Below are 19,795 nucleotides of genomic sequence, written 5' to 3' on the forward strand. Positions count from 1 at the left end.
TTCGGTCGGAATTAGGGTATATCCACGGTACGAGGATCCGTCGCCGAATGTTAACCTGCCCGAATTGGAGTCCTTTCCACAAAAAGTAGCGATTCCGCGCCCATATTGTGATCGCGGGGCTTGACCAGCGTTCACCGTGGCACTATTTATATACGTGAGAGAAGACAACCCGTTCTTCTGGAAGCGCAAGCCCTGACACTATGGCCCGTCTGCCCCGTCTGTACGCCCCTGGGCTGCCCCAACTGGTGCAGGCCAACTTCATTCAGCCGCTGGCGGCGGCATCACAGCCCGCCCCGGCCGATATCCTCAACCAGCTGGCCACGTGGCTGGGCGAATCCGCCCAGCGCCACCGCGTGTCGGTGCACGGCTGGCTGCTCGCCAACGACCGCATCCTGCTGCTGGCCACCCCCGCCGACGAGGAAGGCCTGCCGCGCCTGATGCAGACGCTGGGGCGCAACCTGGCGGCGCGCCTGCGCGGCGGCCGGGTGTTCGCCGGACGCTACCGATCGGCCCTGCTCGAACCCGGCGCCTGGGTGCTGCCCGCGCTGGTCTGGCTGGAAACCTACCCGGTGCGCAGCGGCGCCTCGCAGGATCCCGATTCCTGGCCCTGGTCGTCGGCCTCCAGCCATACCGGCAACACCACCGCCGCGCCGGCGCAGTGGCAGTCCGACCACGCCGACTACTGGGCCTGCGGCAACACGCCGTTCGATCGCCAGGCCAACTACCGCAAGCGCCTGCAGGACGGCCTGTCGCGCGAGGAAAGCCAGCGCATCGATCAGGCCGTTTCGGGCCAGTGGGCGCTGGGCGGCCCGAGTTTCATCGCCAGCCTGGCCCACACCGCCAGCCGCCGCGTGGCCCCGGGCCAGCGCGGACGCCCGCGCAAGAAGCCGGCCACGCCGGCCGCCGCCGAGTCCGACAGCGATGCCGCGGTGTCCGCACCGTCGGCGTCACCGCCGCCCACCAGCGGAACCTCCGGAAGCGGATCGTCTTCCTGACACAGCGCCTTCGGGCGCTTTTTTCATGCCGCCGCGAGCACATCGCGGCGGCATGATCGCGTGCTCCAGCTCGGCCCAACGGGCGTCGAACGACCTGCCGGATTTGCCAAAAAGCATCACAATAATTGGGGACTGAACATAGGGAAAATGGGGGATTTATCCCCCCAGGGTCGATGCCGGCCGGCACACCCCCTTGGCAAGCCTTGATTGGCGCGGCCGTTGTTGCGTCCCCATATTAATGCTCTATGACGGTGCATCTAATTAATTAGGGTCACACCCCTTATATTCCTATTGCACCCTACTGCTCTCGGGGGTATTGTCCGTTCCTGCACTGCAACATTAGAACGCAGTCTTACTGCGGAGCGCGCCATGCCCCAAATCACCCCGAACGAATCCTGTCCCACCCCCAAGGCGACCCCGATCGATGCCAGCCGCATCGGCCTGCCGCCTGCCCAGGGCCTGTACCACCCCAAGAACGAACATGACGCCTGTGGCGTGGGGTTCGTGGCGCACATCAAGGGCAAGAAAAGCCACGCCATCATCCAGCAAGGCCTGAAGATCCTGGAAAACCTGGATCACCGCGGCGCGGTGGGCGCGGACAAGCTGATGGGCGACGGCGCCGGCATCCTGATCCAGATCCCCGATACGCTGTACCGCGACGAGTTCGCGCAGCACGGCATCACCCTGCCCCCGCCCGGCGAATACGGCGTGGCCATGGTGTTCCTGCCCAAGGAAACGGCCTCGCGCCTGGCCTGCGAACAGGAACTCGAGCGCTCGGTGCGCGCCGAAGGCCAGGTCGTGCTGGGCTGGCGCAACGTGCCCGTGGACGTCGACATGCCCATGTCGCCCACCGTGCGCGACTGCGAACCCGTGATCCGCCAGTTGTTCATCGGCCGCGGCGCCGACGTGATGGTGCCGGACGCGCTCGAGCGCAAGCTGTACGTGATCCGCAAGACCGCCAGCCACGCCATCCAGAACATGCACCTGGCGCACGGCAAGGAATACTTCGTGCCCTCGGCCTCGGTGCGCACCGTGGTCTACAAGGGCCTGCTGCTGGCCGACCAGGTCGGCCGCTACTACCGCGACCTGGCCGACCCGCGCACCGTGTCGGCGCTGGCGCTGGTGCACCAACGCTTCTCGACCAACACCTTCCCGGCCTGGCCGCTGGCCCACCCGTACCGCATGATCGCCCACAACGGCGAAATCAACACGGTCAAGGGCAACTTCAACTGGCTGCGCGCCCGCGAAGGCATGATGCAGTCGGCCGTGCTGGGCGACGACCTGAAGAAGCTGTACCCCATCGTCTATGAAGGCCAGTCGGACACCGCCACGTTCGACAACTGCCTGGAACTGCTGGTGAACTCGGGCTACTCGCTGGCCCACGCCATGATGATGATGATCCCGGAAGCCTGGGAACAGCACACGCAGATGGACGAAAGCCGCCGCGCTTTCTACGAATACCACGCCGCCATGATGGAACCGTGGGACGGCCCCGCCGCGGTCGCGTTCACCGACGGCCGCCAGATCGGCGCCACGCTCGACCGCAACGGCCTGCGCCCGGCGCGCTACCTGGTGACCGACGACGACATGGTCATCCTGGCTTCCGAAGCCGGCACCCTGTCGATCCCGGAAAACCGCATCATCAAGAAGTGGCGCCTGCAGCCGGGCAAGATGTTCCTGATCGACCTGGAACAGGGCCGCATCATCGACGACGCCGAGATCAAGCTGCAGCTGGCCAACAGCCGTCCGTACCGCCAGTGGATCGAACGCCTGCAGATCAAGCTGGAATCGCTGCCGGCCCCGCGCCAGGCCGCCGTGCCCACGCAGTCGCCGGTGGCGCTGCTGGATCGCCAGCAGGCCTTCGGCTGGACCCAGGAAGACTACAAGTTCATCCTGGAACCCATGGCCTCGACCGGCGAGGAAGTGATCGGCTCGATGGGCAACGACGCCCCGCTGGCCGTGCTGTCCGACCGCGCCAAGCCGTTCTACAACTATTTCCGCCAATTGTTCGCCCAGGTCACCAACCCGCCGATCGACCCGATCCGCGAGCAGATGGTGATGTCGCTGGTGTCGTTCATCGGCCCCAAGCCCAACCTGCTGGACATCAACAACGTCAACCCGCCGCTGCGCCTGGAAGTGTCGCAGCCGGTGCTGGACTTCGCCGCCATGGCGCAGATCCGCGACATCGAACAGGTGACGGGCAAGAAGTTCCGCAGCTTCGAGCTGGACATCACCTACCCGGCCGCCTGGGGTCCCGAGGGCATTGAAGCCCGCGTGGCCGCCCTGTGCGCGCGCGCCGTGGACGCGGTGCAAAGCGGCTACAACATCCTGATCGTGTCGGACCGCCTGGTCGACGGCGAGCGCGTGGCCATCCCCGCGCTGCTGGCCACCTCGGCGGTGCACCAGCATCTGATCCGCGCCGGCCTGCGCACCAACACCGGCCTGGTGGTGGAAACCGGCTCGGCCCGCGAAGTGCACCACTTCGCGCTGCTGGGCGGCTACGGCGCCGAGGCCATCCACCCCTACCTGGCGCTGGAATCGCTGGGCAAGATGAGCGACCCGGAAAAGGCCGTCAAGAACTTCATCAAGGCGATCGGCAAGGGCCTGAACAAGGTGATGTCCAAGATGGGCATTTCCACCTACATGTCCTACACCGGCGCCCAGATCTTCGAGGCAGTCGGCCTGCAGAGCAGCCTGGTGAACAAGTACTTCACCGGCACCGCCTCCAACATCGAAGGCATCGGCATCTTCCAGGTGGCCGAGGAAGCGCTGCGCCAGCACCGCGCCGCGTTCAGCAGCGACCCGGTCCTGGCCAACGACCTCGACGCCGGCGGCGAATACGCCTACCGCGTGCGCGGCGAAGAGCACATGTGGACGCCGGACTCCATCGCCAAGCTGCAGCACGCCTCGCGCGCCAACAACTACCGCACGTACAAGGAGTACGCGCAGATCATCAACGACCAGAGCCGCCGCCACATGACGCTGCGCGGCCTGTTCGAGTTCCGCTTCGACCCGTCGCGCGCCATTCCGCTCGATGACGTCGAATCGGCCAAGGACATCGTCAAGCGTTTTGCCACCGGCGCCATGTCGCTGGGCTCGATCTCGACCGAGGCGCACTCGGTGCTGGCCGTCGCCATGAACCGCATCGGCGGCAAGTCCAACACCGGCGAAGGCGGCGAGGACGAACTGCGCTACCGCGCCGAAATGCGCGAAGGCCGCAGCACCATCAAGGACGGCGACACGCTGGCCTCGCTGCTGGGCCCGGAACGCATCGAAGCCGACGTCGAACTCAAGAAGGGCGACTCGCTGCGCTCGAAGATCAAGCAGGTCGCCTCGGGCCGCTTCGGCGTCACCGCCGAGTACCTGTCGTCGGCCGACCAGATCCAGATCAAGATGGCGCAGGGCGCCAAGCCCGGCGAGGGCGGCCAGCTGCCCGGCCACAAGGTCTCGGAATACATCGCCAAGCTGCGCTATTCGGTGCCGGGCGTGGGCCTGATCTCGCCGCCGCCGCACCACGACATCTACTCGATCGAGGACCTGGCGCAGCTGATCCACGACCTGAAGAACGTCAACACCAAGGCCTCGATTTCGGTCAAGCTGGTGTCGGAAGTCGGCGTTGGCACGGTGGCCGCGGGCGTGGCCAAGGCCAAGGCCGACCACGTCGTGATCGCCGGCCATGACGGCGGCACGGGCGCCTCGCCGGTGTCGTCCATCAAGCACGTCGGCACGCCGTGGGAACTCGGCCTGGCCGAGACCCAGCAGACGCTGGTGCTGAACCGCCTGCGCAGCCGCATCCGCGTGCAGGCCGACGGCCAGATGAAGACCGGCCGCGACGTCGTCATCGGCGCGCTGCTGGGCGCCGACGAGTTCGGCTTCGCCACCGCGCCGCTGGTCGTCGAAGGCTGCATCATGATGCGCAAGTGCCACCTGAACACCTGCCCGGTGGGCGTGGCCACGCAGGATCCGGTGCTGCGCAAGAAGTTCCAGGGCAAGCCCGAGCACGTCGTCAACTTCTTCTTCTTCATCGCCGAGGAAGTGCGCGAGATCATGGCCCAGCTGGGCATCCGCAAGTTCGACGACCTGATCGGCCGCGCCGACCTGCTCGACATGCGCTCGGGCGTCGAACACTGGAAGGCGCAGGGCCTGGACTTCGCCCGCGTGTTCCACCAGACCCAATCCGACGCCGACGTGCGCCAGACCGAAGAGCAGGACCACGGCCTGGCCGGCGCGCTGGATCACCAGCTGATCGAGCGCAGCAAGCCCGCGCTGGAACGCGGCGAGAAGGTCTCGTTCATCGTGCCGGTGCGCAACCGCAACCGCACCATCGGCGCCATGCTGTCGGGCGCCGTGGCCGCGCGCTACGGCCACGACGGCCTGCCGGACGACACCATCCACATCCAGTGCAACGGCACCGCCGGCCAGAGCTTCGGCGCGTTCCTGGCCCATGGCATCACCATGGACCTGGTGGGCGAAGGCAACGACTACGTCGGCAAGGGCCTGTCGGGCGGCCGCATCATCGTGCGCTCGCCCAATGACTTCCGCGGCTTCGGCCCCGACCACATCATCGCCGGCAACACCGTGCTGTACGGCGCGCTGGCGGGCGAAGCCTTCTTCAACGGCGTGGCCGGCGAACGCTTCGCGGTGCGCAATTCGGGCGCCGCCACGGTGGTGGAAGGCACCGGCGACCACGGCTGCGAATACATGACCGGCGGCACCGTGGTGGTGCTGGGCGCCACCGGCCGCAACTTCGCCGCCGGCATGTCGGGCGGCGTGGCGTACGTGTGGGATCCGGAGCGCACGCTCAAGCATCGCGCCAACCTGTCGATGGTCGAACTGGAAGCCGTGGTGCCGCACGCCGAGCAGCAGGCCCAGAACAACATCGACGTCTGGCACAGCGCGCAGCGCGGCGGCGAACGCGAAACGGATGAAGCCATCCTGCGCCGCCTGGTGGAAGACCACTTCCGCTACACCGGCAGCTTCCGCGCCCGCGAAATCCTGGGCGACTGGGAAGCCTCGCGCGGCAAATTCGTAAAGGTCATGCCGACGGACTACCGCCGCGCATTGGGTGAAATGTGGCGTGCAGCCAACCCGCAACAACTGGCTGCGTGAGGGATACCATGGGAAAGATTACCGGCTTTATGGAATTTCAGCGTCTGCAGGAGGCCTCCGAGGCCCCGCAGAAGCGGCTGAAGAACTGGCGCGAATTCGTGCTGCACCTGACCGACGACCAGGCCAAGCAGCAGGCGGCGCGCTGCATGGACTGCGGCATCCCGTTCTGCAACAACGGCTGCCCGGTCAACAACATCATCCCCGACTGGAATGACCTGGTGTACAAGCAGGACTGGCGCCGTGCGCTGGACGTGCTGCACTCCACCAACAACTTCCCGGAATTCACCGGCCGCATCTGCCCGGCGCCGTGTGAAGCCGCCTGTACCTTGAACATCAACAGCGACGCCGTGGGCATCAAGTCCATCGAGCACGCCATCATCGACAAGGGCTGGGCCGAAGGCTGGGTCGCGCCGCAACTGCCGGCGCGCAAGACCGGCAAGAAAGTCGCCGTGGTCGGCTCCGGCCCCGCCGGCATGGCCTGCGCGCAGCAGCTGGCGCGCGCCGGCCACTCGGTCACGCTGTTCGAGAAGAGCGACCGCATCGGCGGCCTGCTGCGCTACGGCATCCCCGACTTCAAGCTGGAAAAGCACCAGATCGACCGCCGCATCTCGCAGATGGAAGCCGAAGGCGTGGAATTCGCGCCCTCGACCTACGTCGGCAATCCGTCCGACCCGGTGGCCGACGGCCTGACCGTGCGCACCCCGGACTCGCTGCTGGCCGAGTTCGACGCCGTGGTGATGAGCGGCGGTTCGGAAACCCCGCGCGACCTGCCGGTGCCGGGCCGCGAGCTGTCGGGCGTGTACTTCGCCATGGACTTCCTGCGCCAGCAGAACAAGGCCGTGGCCGGCGACCGCCTCACCAACCAGACGCTGGCCAAGGGCAAGCACGTGGTGGTGATCGGCGGCGGCGACACCGGTTCCGACTGCGTTGGCACCAGCAACCGACACGGCGCGGCCTCGGTCACGCAGTTCGAGCTGATGCCCCAGCCGCCCGAATCCGAGAACAAGACCATGACGTGGCCGTACTGGCCGCTGAAGATGCGCACTTCGTCCTCGCACGAGGAAGGCTGCGAACGCGACTGGTCGGTGACCACCAAGCTGCTGCAGGGCAGCAACGGCAAGGTCGAGAAGCTGGTCGGCGCCCGCGTCGAGTGGTTCAAGGACGAAGCCACCGGGCAGATGAAGATGCGCGAGGTCGAAGGCTCGGAATTCGAGATCAAGGCCGACCTGGTGCTGCTGGCCATGGGCTTCGTGTCGCCGGTGCAGACCGTGCTGGACGCCTTCGGCGTCGACCGCGATGCGCGCGGCAATGTGCGCGCCAACACCGACGACTACCGCACCAACGTGGAGAAGGTCTTCACCGCCGGCGACATGCGCCGCGGCCAGTCCCTGGTGGTCTGGGCCATCCGCGAAGGCCGCCAGTGCGCGCGCTCGGTGGATGCCTACCTGATGGGGTCGAGCGAACTGCCGCGCTGATCGCGCCGCGTTGCCAGGCCGGCCATCGGCCGGCCCCCGCTTTCGCCGCCCGGCACGTCGTGCCCGGCGGCGAAATTCTTTCAGCCAGCCGACATTTCGCATTGCGTAAGATGCGGCATCGACCCCATCGCGCCGCCCGCCATGTCCGCCGCTGACCCCGCCGTTGCCGCACCGCCGACGCTGCCGCAGATTTTCCTGGCCTTCGCCAAGGTCGGCCTGACCAGCTTCGGCGGCGGGCTGAGCGGCTGGATGATGCGTGAATTCGTGCAGCAGCGGCGCTGGCTGTCCGAATCCGATTTCCTCAGCGGCCTGGCGCTGGCGCAGTCGTTCCCCGGCGTGAACGTGGTGAACCTGGCCATCTGGATCGGCTTTCGCCTGCGCGGCGGCCCCGGCGCGCTGCTGGGCGGCCTGGGCATCACCGTGCCGCCGATGCTGGTGGCGATCGCCGCCGCGGCGCTGTTCGCCCGTCTGGCCCAATCGCACGGCCTGCACGTGGCGATGGCGGGCGTGGCGGCGGCGGCGGTGGGCGTATCGCTGCAGACCGGCCTGCGCGCCGCCCGGCGCGCGCTGCAGGGCTGGGTGCCCGCCGCGGTCATGGGCGTGACCTTTGCCGCCATCTTCCTGCTGCGCCTGCCGTTGTTGTGGGTGGTGGGCGTCATGGCGCCGCTGTCGATCGGCATCGCCTATTCGCGCCTGCGGCGCCGGGAGCGACAGCCATGAACCTGGCCACGCTGCACGACCTGTTCGCGGTCTTCACGCCGCAGTCGTTCCTGACGGTGGGCGGCGGCCAGAGCATCCTGCCCGAAATCCACCGCCAGGCCGTCGACAACTATGGCTGGATCACCGAAGCGCAGTTCCTGGACTACTTCGCCCTGTCGCGCATCACGCCGGGGCCGGCCTCGCTGCTGGTGACGCTGATCGGCTGGCAGGTGGGCGGCTGGGCCGGCGCCATCGCCGCCTCGATCGCGATCTTCCTGCCCTGTTCGCTGCTGATCTATGCGCTGGCGCGGGTCTGGGCGCGATATCGCCACGCCACCTGCGTGCGCGCCATCGAGGCCGGACTGGTGCCGGTCGCCGCCGGCATGATCCTGGCCTCGTCGTGCACGCTGCTGCGCGCCGCCGAGGGCGGCGCGTGGGCCTGGGGCGTGGCCGCCGCCTCGACGCTGGCGCTGGTCTACACCCGCGTCAGCCCCTTCCTGATGCTGGCGCTGGGCGCGCTCGTGTTCCTGGCCGCGCTGGCCTGACACGCGACGGCGCCCATCGTTGCGCCGCGCACCGTCGACGCGGCGCCCACCGGACGGCATGGCGCTAGGCGCCGCCGCCCTGCATGCGCTGGCCCGACACCGCGGCCTGCCCCAGCCAGTACACCACGCCCGCCACCACGAAGCTGGCCGGCGCCGCGAACGTCGCGGCCAGGCCGCTCACGTGCATCAACGCCAGGCCGCTCGCGGCGCCCGCGAACCAGGCGCCCAGGCCACGGCGGTTGTAGGCGCTGCCGCCGCCCGGCGCCGGCGCGGACTCGCCCGCCGCCAGGATGTGCACCAGCGCCACCGCGACCCACGCCACCACGAAGATGCCCTGGTAGGCCAGCGCCTGCAGCAGATAGGAGAACACGTCGAACAGCATCAAGGCGTACGACACCAGCCCCACCACCACCGCCCACGCCGCCTTGGGCCAGCGGCCCAGGCCGAAGCGCGCGAAGAAGGCCTGCATGTTGATGGTGGCCAGGTAATAGTTGGCGGTGTTGATGCGGGTCTGCGTCACCCAGACGAAGAACAGGCCGCCCAGTCCCATCAGCTTGAGCAGCGCCAGCACCACCGACACCTCGCTCAAGGCGCCATCGCCGGGAATGATGGCGACCAGGTAGATGCCGGCCACGCCGTTGAGCAGGAAGGTGACCAGGTAGAACGGCATGCCGAAGTTGTAGCGGCCGTGGTAGCGCGCATCCTCGCGGCGGCCGAAGCGCGCGTAATCGAAGGTGAACATCATCAGGATCCAGACGCCCATGTAATACACGTAGGCGTCCCACCAGCCGCCCGCCACCGGCCCGCCGGCCGGGCCGAACGCCAGCCAGGCGTCGCTGTAGCCGTACTCGCGCGTGGCCAGCGCCACCGCCAGCAGCAGGCCGCCCAGGTAGAACGGCAACAGCACGCCGTTGAACTTGTCGAGCCAGCGCTGCACGCTGCCGAAGATCAGCAGCACGCTGTAGATGACCACCAGCAGCGCGAAGGCCCAGTACGGCACGGCCGGGAACATGTGGTGCGCGGCCACCGCCATCACCGAACCCTCGAACACGGCGTAGTAGATGGCGGTGGCGAAGAAGATCAGGGTGGCCAGCGCCGCGCCCGAGGTGCCGAACACGCCGCGCGAGAACAGCGCCACCGACTGGCCGGTGCGGATGGCGTAACGCGAGATCACGGCGTTGATCAGGCCATAGGAAATCACCGACAGCACCATGCCGATGATGGCGTTGCGGGCGCCGTAGTTGAGCGCCAGCGTGGCGCCGACCACGATGTAGAAGATGGCGCTGCACACGGCCCACCAGGCCATGGTGAGCGGGAATCGGCCCATGCGGTCGGCATCGGCCACAGTGGCTAGGGAAGTGTCCCGGTCGGAGGACGAGGAGCTGGAAGCAAGGTTGGCCATGGAGGCTCTCCTGACGTGCTGAAGAACCGCGGAATGCGGACGAGTACGGCGTGCAGCGTGTGAAACTCGAAAAGCACAGGCGCAGGCGCGCCCGCCCGGCCTGTCGGAACAGGCCGGAAGGAAAGCAACGATCAACGGGGAAACGGGGCGGGGATCAACCCATGGCGGCACGCAGCCTGTCGAGGCGGGCGCGGTAGTCCTTGCGGGCCTGCAAGGCCGTTTCCAGCGTGACCCGTTCGAAGCGGGCCTGCTGGTTGGGCTGCATCTGGCCGACCTTGTCGAGATCGGCGCTGATCACGGTGCCGATCATGGCGTAGCCGCCGCCGGACACGGCATCACGATGCAGGATGATGGGTTCCACCCCCGCCGGCACCTGGATGGAACCGATGGGATAGCAGGCGTCGACGATGTTGGACGGATCGGCGCCCGCGCCGAACGGCTGCTCGCGCGGCTGGAACTTCAGCGCGCGGCCCTTCTTGTAGCGGTAGCCGATGCGGTCGGCCTCCGAGGTCACGCTCCAGGCGTCCTCGTAGAACGAGGCGGCCGATTCCGGCATCAGGCGATGGTCGTACAGGCCCGGCACCACGCGCAGTACCTGCTCCTTCGGGCATTGGCTGGCGAGCTCCGGCGGCAGCGCGCGGCCGACCCGCGTCCCCGGGCGCGGCACGCCCACGCGCAAGCGGTCGCCGGCCTGCAGGCGGCGGCCGTCGAAGCCGCCAATGGCGCCCAGCGTGTAGGTCGAGCGGCTGCCCAGCACCTCGGGCACGTCGATGCCGCCGGCGATCGCCAGGCAGGCGCGCGCGCCGGCCTGCACGAAATCGAACGACAGCCGGGCGCCGGCCGGCACCGCCAGCGCGGTGTTGCAGGCCTGGGCCTGGCCATCGATCCTGGGCATCATGGTGGCGCCGGTGACGGCGATCACCGCGGCGCGCGTGAAGCGCAGCTCGGGGCCCATCAGCGTGCATTCCAGCACCGCCGCGTCCTCGGGATTGCCCACCAGCAGGTTGGCGGCGGCCAGCGCGTACTGGTCGAGCGCGCCCGAGGGCGGAATGCCCAGGTGGTAGTAGCCCTGGCGGCCACGATCCTGGACCGACGTCGCCAGCCCGGGCTTGATCACTTCGATGAGCGGTTCGTCATGCGGCATGGAGCGTCTCCAGAAGGCGGGCGTTGTACTGCTCGGGCGCCGCCATGAATTCGGACAGCGAGAACGACACGGGGCGGATGTCGAGCTGGAAGGTGCCGGCCTCGACCCGCGCCACCGCCGCGTCGTACTCGGCGCGGCTGATCGGCTTGAACTTGACGATGTCGCCGGGGCGGAAGAACACCATGGAGTCGCGCAGGTGCGCCTGGCGCTGCGCGGGCTCGAAGATCGGCGCGGGCGTCACGCCGAACATCTGGTAGCCGCCGGCGCCGCGCACGGAATAGATGCAGGCGAAGCAGCCGCCATGTCCCACCGTGTGCTTGGGCGTGTCGGTGCGCGGCCGCAGGTACTTGGGCACTTCGAGCTGGCGCTCGCGCTCGACCATCTGGAACATGAACGGCAGGCCGGCCACGAAACCAACCATCGACACGAACCAGGGCGCGCTGGAATGCGCCGCGATGAATGCATCGGTATCGGCAAAGCCATTGATGCGCGCGGCGTACTCCAGGTCGGTCGAGGCCGGGTCCTGGTGGCGCTCGCGAAAGCGCATCAGCGTCTCGTGGGTCCAGGGATCGTTGTAGAGCACCGGCACCTGGATCACGCGGGTGTCGAGCCGCAGGTTGTCCAGGTCGATGGTGGCCTCGATCTCGCGCAGGATGGCCAGCATGGCCTCGGGCGCGACCTGGTCGGGGTCGTAGCGGATCTGGTACGAGGCGTTGGCCGGGCAGATCTCGCTCACGCCGGGCACGGCGCGCTCGCGCAGCGCGCGCGTGATGGCCATGCCCTTGAAGAACGCGGCCAGCGACATCGATTCGCTGATCTCGGCGAAGATGAATTCATCGCCGCCATGGGTGTAGCGCACCGTCATTGGGTCCCCTCCCGCTGCTGCATCCAGCTTTCCAGGTAGTTGGTGTGATAGTCGCCCGCCAGCACGCCCGGATCGGCCACCAGGGCGCGATGCAGGGCCAGCGTCGACGGCACGCCCTCGAATTCGGTTTCATCCAGCGCGCGCGCCATCCTCGCCAGCGCGGCGTCGCGGTCTTCGTCCCACACGATCAGCTTGGCCAGCAGCGAATCGTAGTAGGGCGGCACCACGCTGCCGGCGTACACCATCGAGTCGATGCGCACGCCCGGCCCGGCCGGCCAGCGCACGTGCGACACGGTGCCGGGGCCCGGCGCGAAGTTGCGCGCCGGGTCTTCGGCGTTCAGGCGGCATTCGATGGCGGCGCCGCGCATGGCGATGTCCGCTTGCTTGAAACGCAGCGGCTCGCCGTCGGCGATGCGCAGCATCTCGCGCACCAGGTCGATGCCGGTGATGGCTTCGGTGATCGGATGCTCGACCTGGATGCGCGTGTTCATTTCGATGAAGTAGAACTCGCCGCGGGTCTCGTCGTACAGGTATTCCAGCGTGCCCGCGCCGCGATAGCCCACCGACTCGGTCAGGCGCAGCGCCGATTCGCACAGCGCCTGGCGCAGCGCGGGGCTCAGCGCCGGCGACGGCGCTTCCTCGAACACCTTCTGGCGCCGGCGCTGCAGCGAGCATTCGCGCTCGAACAGGTGCACCGCGCGCTCGCCGTCGCCCAGCACCTGCACCTCGATGTGGCGGGCGCGCGGCAGGTAGCGCTCCAGGTAGACGCCGCCGTCGCCGAAGGCGGCGCGCGCCTCGGCCTGGGCCATGGGAATGGCTTCGCGCAGCTGCGCCTCGTCGGCCGCCACGCGGATGCCGCGGCCGCCGCCGCCGGCGGACGCCTTGATCATCAGCGGATAGCCGATCTGCGCCGCGTGGCTCAGGGCCTCGTCCAGCGAGCCCACCACGCCCTCGCTGCCCGGCACCGTGGGCACGCCCGCCGCCTTGGCGCAGGCGCGCGCGGCGGCCTTGTCGCCCATGCTGCGGATGGTGCTGGCGTCGGGGCCGACGAACACCAGGCCGGCGTCGGTCACGGCCTGGGAGAAATCGGCGTTCTCGGCCAGGAAGCCGTAGCCCGGATGGATCGCGTCGGCGCCGCTCTCGCGCGCCGCGGCCAGCAGGGCCTCGGCATTCAGATAGCTGCGGGTGGCGTGGGCCGGCCCGATGTGGACGGCGGCGTCGGCCAGGCGCACCGCCAGTGCGTCGCGGTCGGCGTCGCTGTAGACCGCCACCGTGCGCATGCCCAGTTCGCGCGCGGCGCGGATCACGCGCAGCGCGATCTCGCCCCGGTTGGCGACCAGCAGGGTCTGGATGCAGCGCGGCCGGTAGAAGGAATGCACGCCCATGCCTCAGCCCTCGATCCGCAGCAGGGCCTGGCCCGGTTCGACCGGATCGCCGTCGGCCACCAGGATCTCGGCGACCACGCCGCCGATCTCGGCCTCGATCTGGTTGAACTGCTTCATCACCTCGACGATGCCGACCACGTCGCCGGGCTGGATGGTGGCGCCCACCTCGACAAACGGCGCGGCGTCGGGACTGGGCCGGCGATAGAAGGTGCCGGGCAGGGGGCTCTGGATCTCTTGCTGCGACATGGGTTTTCTCCTTGGAATGTGTGGGAATGATGGGCGGATCAGGACAGCCGCGGCGGCGCGATGCGGATGCCGTGCGCCTCCAGGCGGGCGCGGGTGGCCTGCACCAGCGCCAGCGCGCCGGGCGTATCGCTGTGGATGCAGACGGAGTCGAAGCCGATCGGAATGTCGCGGCCGTCCACGGTGCGCACCTTGCCGTCGGTACACGCGCGCAGCACCTTGTCGGCCACCTGCTCCGGATCGAGCGCCTGGGTGTAGCGCGTGAAAACGATGGAGCCGCTGGCGTCGTAGTCACGGTCCGCGTAGAACTCGCGCACCACCGGCAGGCCCAGCTCGCGCGCCACCTTGCAGGTCAGCGAGTTCTCCATGCAATACAGCATCAGCGTGGGCTCCAGGTCGCGCAGCGTCTGCACCAGGCGGCGCGACAGGGTTTCGTCGCGCGCGGCGCGCATGTAGAGCGCGCCATGCGGCTTGACGTGCTGCAGCCGCAGGCCATAGAGGCGGGCGAATTCGCGCAGCGCGCCGACCTGGTAGACGATGTCGTTGACCAGGCCCTCGGCGTTCTCGTTCAGGTCGCGGCGGCCGAAGCCGACCAGGTCGCGAAAGCCGGGATGCGCGCCGATGCCGATGCCATGCTCGCGCGCCATCACCACGGTGCGGTTCATGATGTTGGGATCGCCGGCATGAAAGCCGGTGGCGATGTTGGCCGAGCTGATCAGCGGCATGATGGCGTCGTCCACGTCATCGCCGATCTTCCAGGAACCAAAGCCCTCGCCCATGTCGGAGTTCAGGTCTATCGTCGCCTTGCTCATGAAACAGGATCTCCTTCTTCTTGCAGGCCGGCTGGCCGCGCAATGCCTGCACAGTAGCGAAGCGTCCGAGGGATAAAAAGTTCTTTTTTTGGATCAATCCTTATCTGAATTTCAGATGCCCCACGTTACGCACCAAATCGGAGCGATCGATAAATTCCTATGAAATTTCAGGGATTTCCCTGAGATTTGCCGCACCCCGATGGCGCGGATAAACAGATATTCTGGTGGCTACCTATCTATTAATCAGATATTGCCGCCATGTCGCTTACCCTCCGGCAGCTCAAATATTTCGTCGCGGCCGCCGAACTCGGACAGATCTCCCAAGCGGCGATCCAGCTGGCGATCTCGCAATCCGCCGTCACCACGGCCATCCGCGAACTGGAAGAGATCGTGGGCTCGCCGCTGTTCCAGCGCAGCGCCAGCGGCGTGGCGCTGACCGAGACCGGACGCGGCTTTCTCAACCACGCCTACAACATCCTGTCCTCGGTCGACGAGGCGCTGCGCATGCCCAGCGCCGATGCGCGCGAAAGCGGACGCCTGCTGCTGGCGGCGTCCTACACCGTGATCGGCTACTTCCTGCCGTATCACCTGCAGCGCCTGTCGCAGCTCTATCCCAACCTGGACATCCAGCTGCACGAGCTCAACCGCAACGCCATCGAGGAAGGCCTGATCGCGCACCGCTACGACATGGCGGTGCTGCTGACCTCGAACGTGGTGAATCCGGAATTGGCGGTCGAGCACTTCTTCGGCTCGCCGCGGCGGCTGTGGGTGCCGGCGCGCCATGCGCTGCTGGCGCGCGACACCGTCACGCTGGAAGACGTGGCGCACGAACCGTTCATCATGCTCACGGTCGACGAGGCCGCGCACACCGCGCTGCGCTACTGGAGCGAGACGCCGTTCCGCCCCGACGTGCGCCTGCGCACCTCGTCGGTGGAAGCGGTGCGCAGCATGGTGGCCAACGGCGGCGGCGTGGCGGTGCTGTCGGACATGGTCTATCGGCCGTGGTCGCTGGAGGGCCGCCGCATCGAGACCATCCAGTTGAAGGATCCGATCCCGCCAATGAACGTGGGGCTGGCGTGGCGCAAGGGCGCGGACATCACCGGCCCGATGCGCGCGGTGCGCGACTATTTCCGCCACGCCTATGCCGTGCCGCGCGGCACCGACAATTTGCGTTGAGTCCGATTCGCGCGGGGTTGTGGCGCCGCAACCACGCGCCATGTCCCCGCTTGATGCACGTCAAGACCGGCTTTTCCCGCCTCTGCGAACCTGAATGCCTACATTCACGCAATACACGGAGAGAGGAAAATGTTCGCGATGTATCGGCGCACCCGCGCCCTTGCCCTGGCCACTGCCTGCGGCGCCACCCTGATGCTTGCCGCCCCCGCCCATGCCCACGAAGCCGGCGACATCCTGTTCCGCGTCGGCGTGACGCAGGTCCGCCCCGCGTCCGACAACGGCACCGTGCTCGATGGCAGCGTCAAACTCGACGCCAACAACAACGTGCGCCCCAGCTTCACGCTGGCCTACATGGCCACGCGCAACATCGGCATCGAACTGCTGGGCGCCTGGCCGTTCCAGCACGACGTGAGCGGCAGCGGACTGGGCAAGATCGGTTCGAGCAAGCAGTTGCCGCCGACCCTCAGCCTGCAATGGCACATTCTGCCCGACAGCATGGTGCAGCCGTATATCGGCGTCGGCATCAACTACACCAAGTTCTTCGACACCAAGGCCGAAGGCGCGCTCAAGGGCTCGGACCTGAAGATGGGCGATTCGTGGGGCGTGGCCGCGCAACTGGGCGCGGACATCAAGATCAGCGAACGCTGGTTCATGAACGCCGACATCCGCTACATCGACATCAAGTCGAAGGTGAAGCTCAACGGCGAACACATCGGCACCGCCCGCATCAATCCGTGGGTCGCCACGCTGGGCGTCGGCTACCGCTTCTGATACCCGCCCCCCACCGGCTACTGGCGCCGCTGCGCCAGTAGCTGCCGCAACGCCTGCAATGCAGGCGTTTCGTCGTCCGCGCGCCAGATCAATCGCGTCTGCGCGCGGCCGTGCCTGCCGGACAGCGGCGTCACGCGCAGCGACTGCTCCGCGCCCAGCACCGCCAGCACCGAGCGCGGCACGATCGCCACGCCCGACCCCGCCGCCACGCAGGCCACGATCGCGTGGTAGGACGCGAACTCCATCACCTTGCCCGGCGCCACGCCTTCCTGGCCGAACCAGGATTCCAGGATGCGGCGATAGGAACACCCTGCCGCGAACGCGATGACGCTGCGATCGCCCACGTCCTCGGGACCGTGGATCTCGGGCCAGGCCAACGGCGAGATCAACGCCAGCTCTTCCTCGAACGCCGGTTGCTGCGCCAGGCCCTGCGCCTCGAAGGGCTGCGCCACGAACGCCGCCTCGATCTCGAAGTCGCGCACCTTGGCCGCCAGCGCGCCCGAAGTGCCCGTCACCAGTTCGATCCGCACTTTCGGCCAGGCCGCGTGGTACGCCGCCAGGATGGGCGGCAGGCGCGCCGCGGCCGTGCTTTCCATGGTGCCGATGCGCAACAGCCCTTGCGGCGCACCGTCGCGCACGGCCGCCTGGGCCTCGGCCGACAGGCGCAGCATGCGGTCGGCATAGGACAGCAGCACGCGCCCCTGTTCCGACAGCACCAGGCGCCGGTTCTGGCGGCGGAACAGCGGCGCCTCCAGCGTCGCTTCCAGCTGCTTGAGGCGGGTCGAGACATTCGACTGCACCCGGTTCAGGTGGGCCGCGGCGCGCGCCACGCCGCCATGGTCCGCCACCGCCTTGAAGATCTGCAGCGCGTCGAGGTCTAAGTTTCTCATTTCAAGAACTCATGTTCTTAATAATTCACTATTCAAGATATTAGTACAGCCGTAGAGTGGGGCCATGTCAATAGCCAACCACCCCGATCCCGCGCCCCCGCGCGGCGCCCTCAGCCTGGCCCTGCCGGCCGCGCTGGCGCTGGCCGCCGCCATGGGCATCGGCCGCTTCGCCTTCACCCCGGTCTGGCCGCTGATGGCCCAGGAAGCCGGGCTGTCGCTGGCGCAGGGGAGCTGGCTGGCGTCGGCCAATTACGCCGGCTACCTGCTGGGCGCGCTGGCCGCGGCGGTGCGGCCGCCGCGCCATCCGCGCGCCATGCTGGCGGTCAGCCTGCTGGCCGTGGCCTTGCTGACGCTGGCCATGCCGTGGGTCCACGGCATCCTGGCCTGGAGCCTGCTGCGGCTGGCGGCGGGCTATGGCAGCGCCAGCGCCTTCATCTGCGTGGCCGCCGCGCGTCCGGTCGCGCCCGGCGACCCGCGCGCGCCGGCGGTGTCCGCCATCACCTACGCTGGCGTCGGCGCCGGCATCGCGCTGACGGGCCTGGCCTGCCTGGCGCTGATGGCGTCCGGCGCCGGCGCCAATGCCAACTGGACCGCGTTGGGCGCACTGACGCTGGCGCTGTCGGCGCTGGCCTGGCCGGGCCTGAACCGGCCGGCGCCGGCCCGCCACCTGGCCGCCGCGCCCGCCCCGGGACGCCTGCCGCCGGGCATCGGCCAACTGGCGCTGCACTACGGCGTGTTCGGCGCCGGCTACATCATTCCCGCCACCTTCCTGCCCGCCATGGCGCGCGAAATCATTCCCGACCCGGCGGTGTTCGGCTGGGCCTGGCCGCTGTTCGGCCTGGCCGCCGCGCTCTCCTGCCTGGTGGCGCCGCGCGTGGCGCAGGCCCGCGACGACAAGACCGTGTGGCGCGGCGCGCAGGCCGTGATGGCGCTAGGCATGCTGGCCGTGGCGCTCTGGCACACCATCGCCGCGGTCATCGTCGCCGCGCTGCTGGTGGGCGGCACCTTCATGGTCATCACCCAATCGGGCATGCTGGCCGCGCAGCGGCTGGCCGGCAGCGCCGCGCCGCGGGCCGCGGCCGTCATGACGTCGGCCTTTGCCGCCGGGCAGATCATCGGGCCGCTGCTGGCCTCGGGCGCGGCGCGCTGGGGCGCCAGCCTGCCGCAGGTGCTGGCCGGCGGCGCGGCGCTGCTGGCGCTGTCGGCCTGGCGCTTGGGAAATATCAGCGCCGCGGGCAGGAACGCTGGGCATAATGCGATCGGTTCCCAGGAACCATCAAATTAAGAGAGAGGAGTCACCCAGCATGAAATCGCTACGCCCCCTGGTCGCCGCCCTGGCCACCTTCGCCGCCCTTGGCGGCACCGCCCACGCCCAGGCCGCCGACTGGCCCGCCAAGCCCATCACCATGATCGTGCCCTACGCCCCGGGCGGCTTTGCCGATACCCGCGTGCGCCTGCTGGCGCGCAAGCTGGGCGAATCGCTGGGCCAGCCGATCGTGGTCGAGAACAAGGCCGGCGCGGGCGGCGTGGTCGGCACCAACCTGATCGCCAAGGCGGCGCCCGACGGCTACACCATCGGCACCGGCAACCTGGCGCCGATGGCGGTCAACCCGTCGTTGATGAAGGACATGCCGTACAACCCGCAGAAAGACCTGGCGCCGGTCATCCTGATCGAGAACAGTCCGCTGGTGCTGAGCGTGAACAACGAACTGCCGGTCAAGACCCTGGCCGACCTGATCGCCATGGCCAAAAAGCAGCCGGGCAAACTGTCGTTCGGCTCGTCCGGCGTCGGCGGCGCGCACCACCTGTCCGGCGAGATGTTCCGCGAACAGGCCAAGATCGACATCGTGCACGTGCCCTACAAGGGCGGCAGCCTGGCCGCGACCGACCTGATGGGCGGCCATATCTCGATGATGTTCGAGATGGGCTATTCGGCGCTGCCGGCCATCCAGGGCCAGAAGATCCACCCGATCGCGGTGACCTCGGCCCAGCGCCTGGCGGTGCTGCCGGACGTGCCGACCATGGCCGAATCCGGCCTGCCGGGCTTCGAATCGTATAACTGGCAGGGCATCGTCGCCCCCGCCGGCACCCCGGCGCCCATCATCGCCAAGCTCAACGCCGAGTTCAACCGCATCCTGAAGGAACCCGACGTGCAGAAGGCCATCGCCGACACCGGCAGCCAGGCCGGCGGCGGCACGCCCGAGGAATTCGGCGCGTTCATCAAGAGCGAAACGGCCAAGTGGGCGCACGTCATCCAGGCTGGAAACATCCAGCTCCAGTAAGC

General features: G+C 68.3%; 16 protein-coding genes. 9 read left to right on the forward strand and 7 right to left on the reverse strand.

The genetic code is table 11. The annotated features are described in order from the left end of the window. Positions 1–200: 200 nt before the first annotated feature. The 5 genes from H0523_RS13710 (at position 201) to H0523_RS13730 (ending at position 8,823) form a co-directional block, all read left to right on the forward strand. Positions 201–995: a hypothetical protein gene (locus tag H0523_RS13710; RefSeq protein ID WP_054433774.1), complete on the forward strand. Its 795-nt coding sequence runs from the start codon at positions 201–203 to the stop codon at positions 993–995. Positions 996–1,364: 369 nt separating this feature from the next. Further along, positions 1,365–6,104 (forward strand): glutamate synthase-related protein, encoded by a 4,740-nt coding sequence (locus H0523_RS13715; RefSeq protein WP_054433773.1) that lies wholly within the window; start codon positions 1,365–1,367, stop codon positions 6,102–6,104. A gap of 8 nt (positions 6,105–6,112) precedes the next feature. Continuing rightward, entirely contained in the window at positions 6,113–7,579 is a 1,467-nt protein-coding gene (locus H0523_RS13720) for a glutamate synthase subunit beta (RefSeq protein ID WP_054433771.1), read from the forward strand. A 141-nt stretch (positions 7,580–7,720) separates the two neighbouring features. Next, entirely contained in the window at positions 7,721–8,299 is a 579-nt protein-coding gene (locus tag H0523_RS13725; protein ID WP_054433770.1) for a chromate transporter, read from the forward strand. Then, entirely contained in the window at positions 8,296–8,823 is a 528-nt protein-coding gene (locus tag H0523_RS13730; protein WP_054433768.1) for a chromate transporter, read from the forward strand. Before H0523_RS13725 ends, H0523_RS13730 begins: the two co-directional genes overlap by 4 nt. 64 nt (positions 8,824–8,887) lie before the next feature. On the opposite strand, the gene H0523_RS13735 is transcribed toward H0523_RS13730, so the two are convergent. The 6 genes from H0523_RS13735 to H0523_RS13760 form a co-directional block, all read right to left on the reverse strand. Further along, positions 8,888–10,225, reverse strand: coding sequence for a purine-cytosine permease family protein (locus H0523_RS13735; protein ID WP_054433766.1), 1,338 nt, complete (start codon positions 10,223–10,225; stop codon positions 8,888–8,890). Positions 10,226–10,379: 154 nt separating this feature from the next. Continuing rightward, positions 10,380–11,369, reverse strand: coding sequence for a 5-oxoprolinase subunit C family protein (locus H0523_RS13740; protein WP_054433764.1), 990 nt, complete (start codon positions 11,367–11,369; stop codon positions 10,380–10,382). After that, positions 11,359–12,234 (reverse strand): 5-oxoprolinase subunit B family protein, encoded by an 876-nt coding sequence (locus H0523_RS13745; protein WP_054433762.1) that lies wholly within the window; start codon positions 12,232–12,234, stop codon positions 11,359–11,361. Before H0523_RS13745 ends, H0523_RS13740 begins: the two co-directional genes overlap by 11 nt. Then, positions 12,231–13,619 carry an acetyl-CoA carboxylase biotin carboxylase subunit gene (locus H0523_RS13750; protein WP_054433760.1) on the reverse strand — a complete coding sequence of 463 codons (1,389 nt, stop codon included), beginning with the start codon at positions 13,617–13,619 and terminating at the stop codon, positions 12,231–12,233. The genes H0523_RS13745 and H0523_RS13750 overlap by 4 nt, the downstream gene beginning before the upstream one ends. Before the next feature lie 3 nt (positions 13,620–13,622). Beyond that, complete coding sequence (locus H0523_RS13755) at positions 13,623–13,865, reverse strand: acetyl-CoA carboxylase (RefSeq protein WP_054433758.1); 243 nt, start codon at positions 13,863–13,865, stop codon at positions 13,623–13,625. A gap of 38 nt (positions 13,866–13,903) precedes the next feature. Beyond that, positions 13,904–14,674, reverse strand: coding sequence for a 5-oxoprolinase subunit PxpA (locus H0523_RS13760; protein ID WP_049070601.1), 771 nt, complete (start codon positions 14,672–14,674; stop codon positions 13,904–13,906). A gap of 258 nt (positions 14,675–14,932) precedes the next feature. Between H0523_RS13760 and H0523_RS13765 the strand changes: the two genes are divergently transcribed. After that, complete coding sequence (locus H0523_RS13765) at positions 14,933–15,850, forward strand: LysR family transcriptional regulator (RefSeq protein ID WP_054433757.1); 918 nt, start codon at positions 14,933–14,935, stop codon at positions 15,848–15,850. 129 nt (positions 15,851–15,979) lie between these two features. Next, positions 15,980–16,621: an OmpW/AlkL family protein gene (locus H0523_RS13770; RefSeq protein WP_054433756.1), complete on the forward strand. Its 642-nt coding sequence runs from the start codon at positions 15,980–15,982 to the stop codon at positions 16,619–16,621. Positions 16,622–16,638: 17 nt separating this feature from the next. Here the strand turns inward: H0523_RS13770 and H0523_RS13775 are convergent, their stop codons facing one another. Beyond that, positions 16,639–17,511 carry a LysR family transcriptional regulator gene (locus H0523_RS13775; RefSeq protein WP_054433754.1) on the reverse strand — a complete coding sequence of 291 codons (873 nt, stop codon included), beginning with the start codon at positions 17,509–17,511 and terminating at the stop codon, positions 16,639–16,641. 64 nt (positions 17,512–17,575) lie between these two features. Here H0523_RS13775 and H0523_RS13780 point away from each other — a divergent pair, with 64 nt between their 5' ends. Together H0523_RS13780 and H0523_RS13785 are read left to right on the forward strand one after the other, a co-directional pair. After that, positions 17,576–18,796 carry a YbfB/YjiJ family MFS transporter gene (locus H0523_RS13780; protein ID WP_054433752.1) on the forward strand — a complete coding sequence of 407 codons (1,221 nt, stop codon included), beginning with the start codon at positions 17,576–17,578 and terminating at the stop codon, positions 18,794–18,796. A gap of 19 nt (positions 18,797–18,815) precedes the next feature. Next, positions 18,816–19,793, forward strand: a complete 978-nt coding sequence (locus tag H0523_RS13785; RefSeq protein WP_054433751.1) for a Bug family tripartite tricarboxylate transporter substrate binding protein — start codon at positions 18,816–18,818, stop codon at positions 19,791–19,793. Positions 19,794–19,795: the final 2 nt, after the last annotated feature.

The sequence above is a fragment of the Achromobacter insuavis genome (assembly GCF_902859645.1).
GTDB lineage: Bacteria > Pseudomonadota > Gammaproteobacteria > Burkholderiales > Burkholderiaceae_B > Achromobacter > Achromobacter insuavis.

What these genes read in the sequence shown, in the direction of transcription:
- H0523_RS13755 (WP_054433758.1), bottom strand. Translation starts at nt 13,865, where the DNA reads ATGTCGCAGCAAGAGATCCAGAGCCCCCTGCCCGGCACCTTCTATCGC.
- H0523_RS13710 (WP_054433774.1), top strand. Translation starts at nt 201, where the DNA reads ATGGCCCGTCTGCCCCGTCTGTACGCCCCTGGGCTGCCCCAACTGGTG.
- H0523_RS13775 (WP_054433754.1), bottom strand. Translation starts at nt 17,511, where the DNA reads ATGAGAAACTTAGACCTCGACGCGCTGCAGATCTTCAAGGCGGTGGCG.
- H0523_RS13715 (WP_054433773.1), top strand. Translation starts at nt 1,365, where the DNA reads ATGCCCCAAATCACCCCGAACGAATCCTGTCCCACCCCCAAGGCGACC.
- H0523_RS13745 (WP_054433762.1), bottom strand. Translation starts at nt 12,234, where the DNA reads ATGACGGTGCGCTACACCCATGGCGGCGATGAATTCATCTTCGCCGAG.
- H0523_RS13785 (WP_054433751.1), top strand. Translation starts at nt 18,816, where the DNA reads ATGAAATCGCTACGCCCCCTGGTCGCCGCCCTGGCCACCTTCGCCGCC.
- H0523_RS13750 (WP_054433760.1), bottom strand. Translation starts at nt 13,619, where the DNA reads ATGGGCGTGCATTCCTTCTACCGGCCGCGCTGCATCCAGACCCTGCTG.
- H0523_RS13765 (WP_054433757.1), top strand. Translation starts at nt 14,933, where the DNA reads ATGTCGCTTACCCTCCGGCAGCTCAAATATTTCGTCGCGGCCGCCGAA.
- H0523_RS13770 (WP_054433756.1), top strand. Translation starts at nt 15,980, where the DNA reads ATGTTCGCGATGTATCGGCGCACCCGCGCCCTTGCCCTGGCCACTGCC.
- H0523_RS13780 (WP_054433752.1), top strand. Translation starts at nt 17,576, where the DNA reads ATGTCAATAGCCAACCACCCCGATCCCGCGCCCCCGCGCGGCGCCCTC.
- H0523_RS13740 (WP_054433764.1), bottom strand. Translation starts at nt 11,369, where the DNA reads ATGCCGCATGACGAACCGCTCATCGAAGTGATCAAGCCCGGGCTGGCG.
- H0523_RS13730 (WP_054433768.1), top strand. Translation starts at nt 8,296, where the DNA reads ATGAACCTGGCCACGCTGCACGACCTGTTCGCGGTCTTCACGCCGCAG.
- H0523_RS13735 (WP_054433766.1), bottom strand. Translation starts at nt 10,225, where the DNA reads ATGGCCAACCTTGCTTCCAGCTCCTCGTCCTCCGACCGGGACACTTCC.
- H0523_RS13725 (WP_054433770.1), top strand. Translation starts at nt 7,721, where the DNA reads ATGTCCGCCGCTGACCCCGCCGTTGCCGCACCGCCGACGCTGCCGCAG.
- H0523_RS13720 (WP_054433771.1), top strand. Translation starts at nt 6,113, where the DNA reads ATGGGAAAGATTACCGGCTTTATGGAATTTCAGCGTCTGCAGGAGGCC.
- H0523_RS13760 (WP_049070601.1), bottom strand. Translation starts at nt 14,674, where the DNA reads ATGAGCAAGGCGACGATAGACCTGAACTCCGACATGGGCGAGGGCTTT.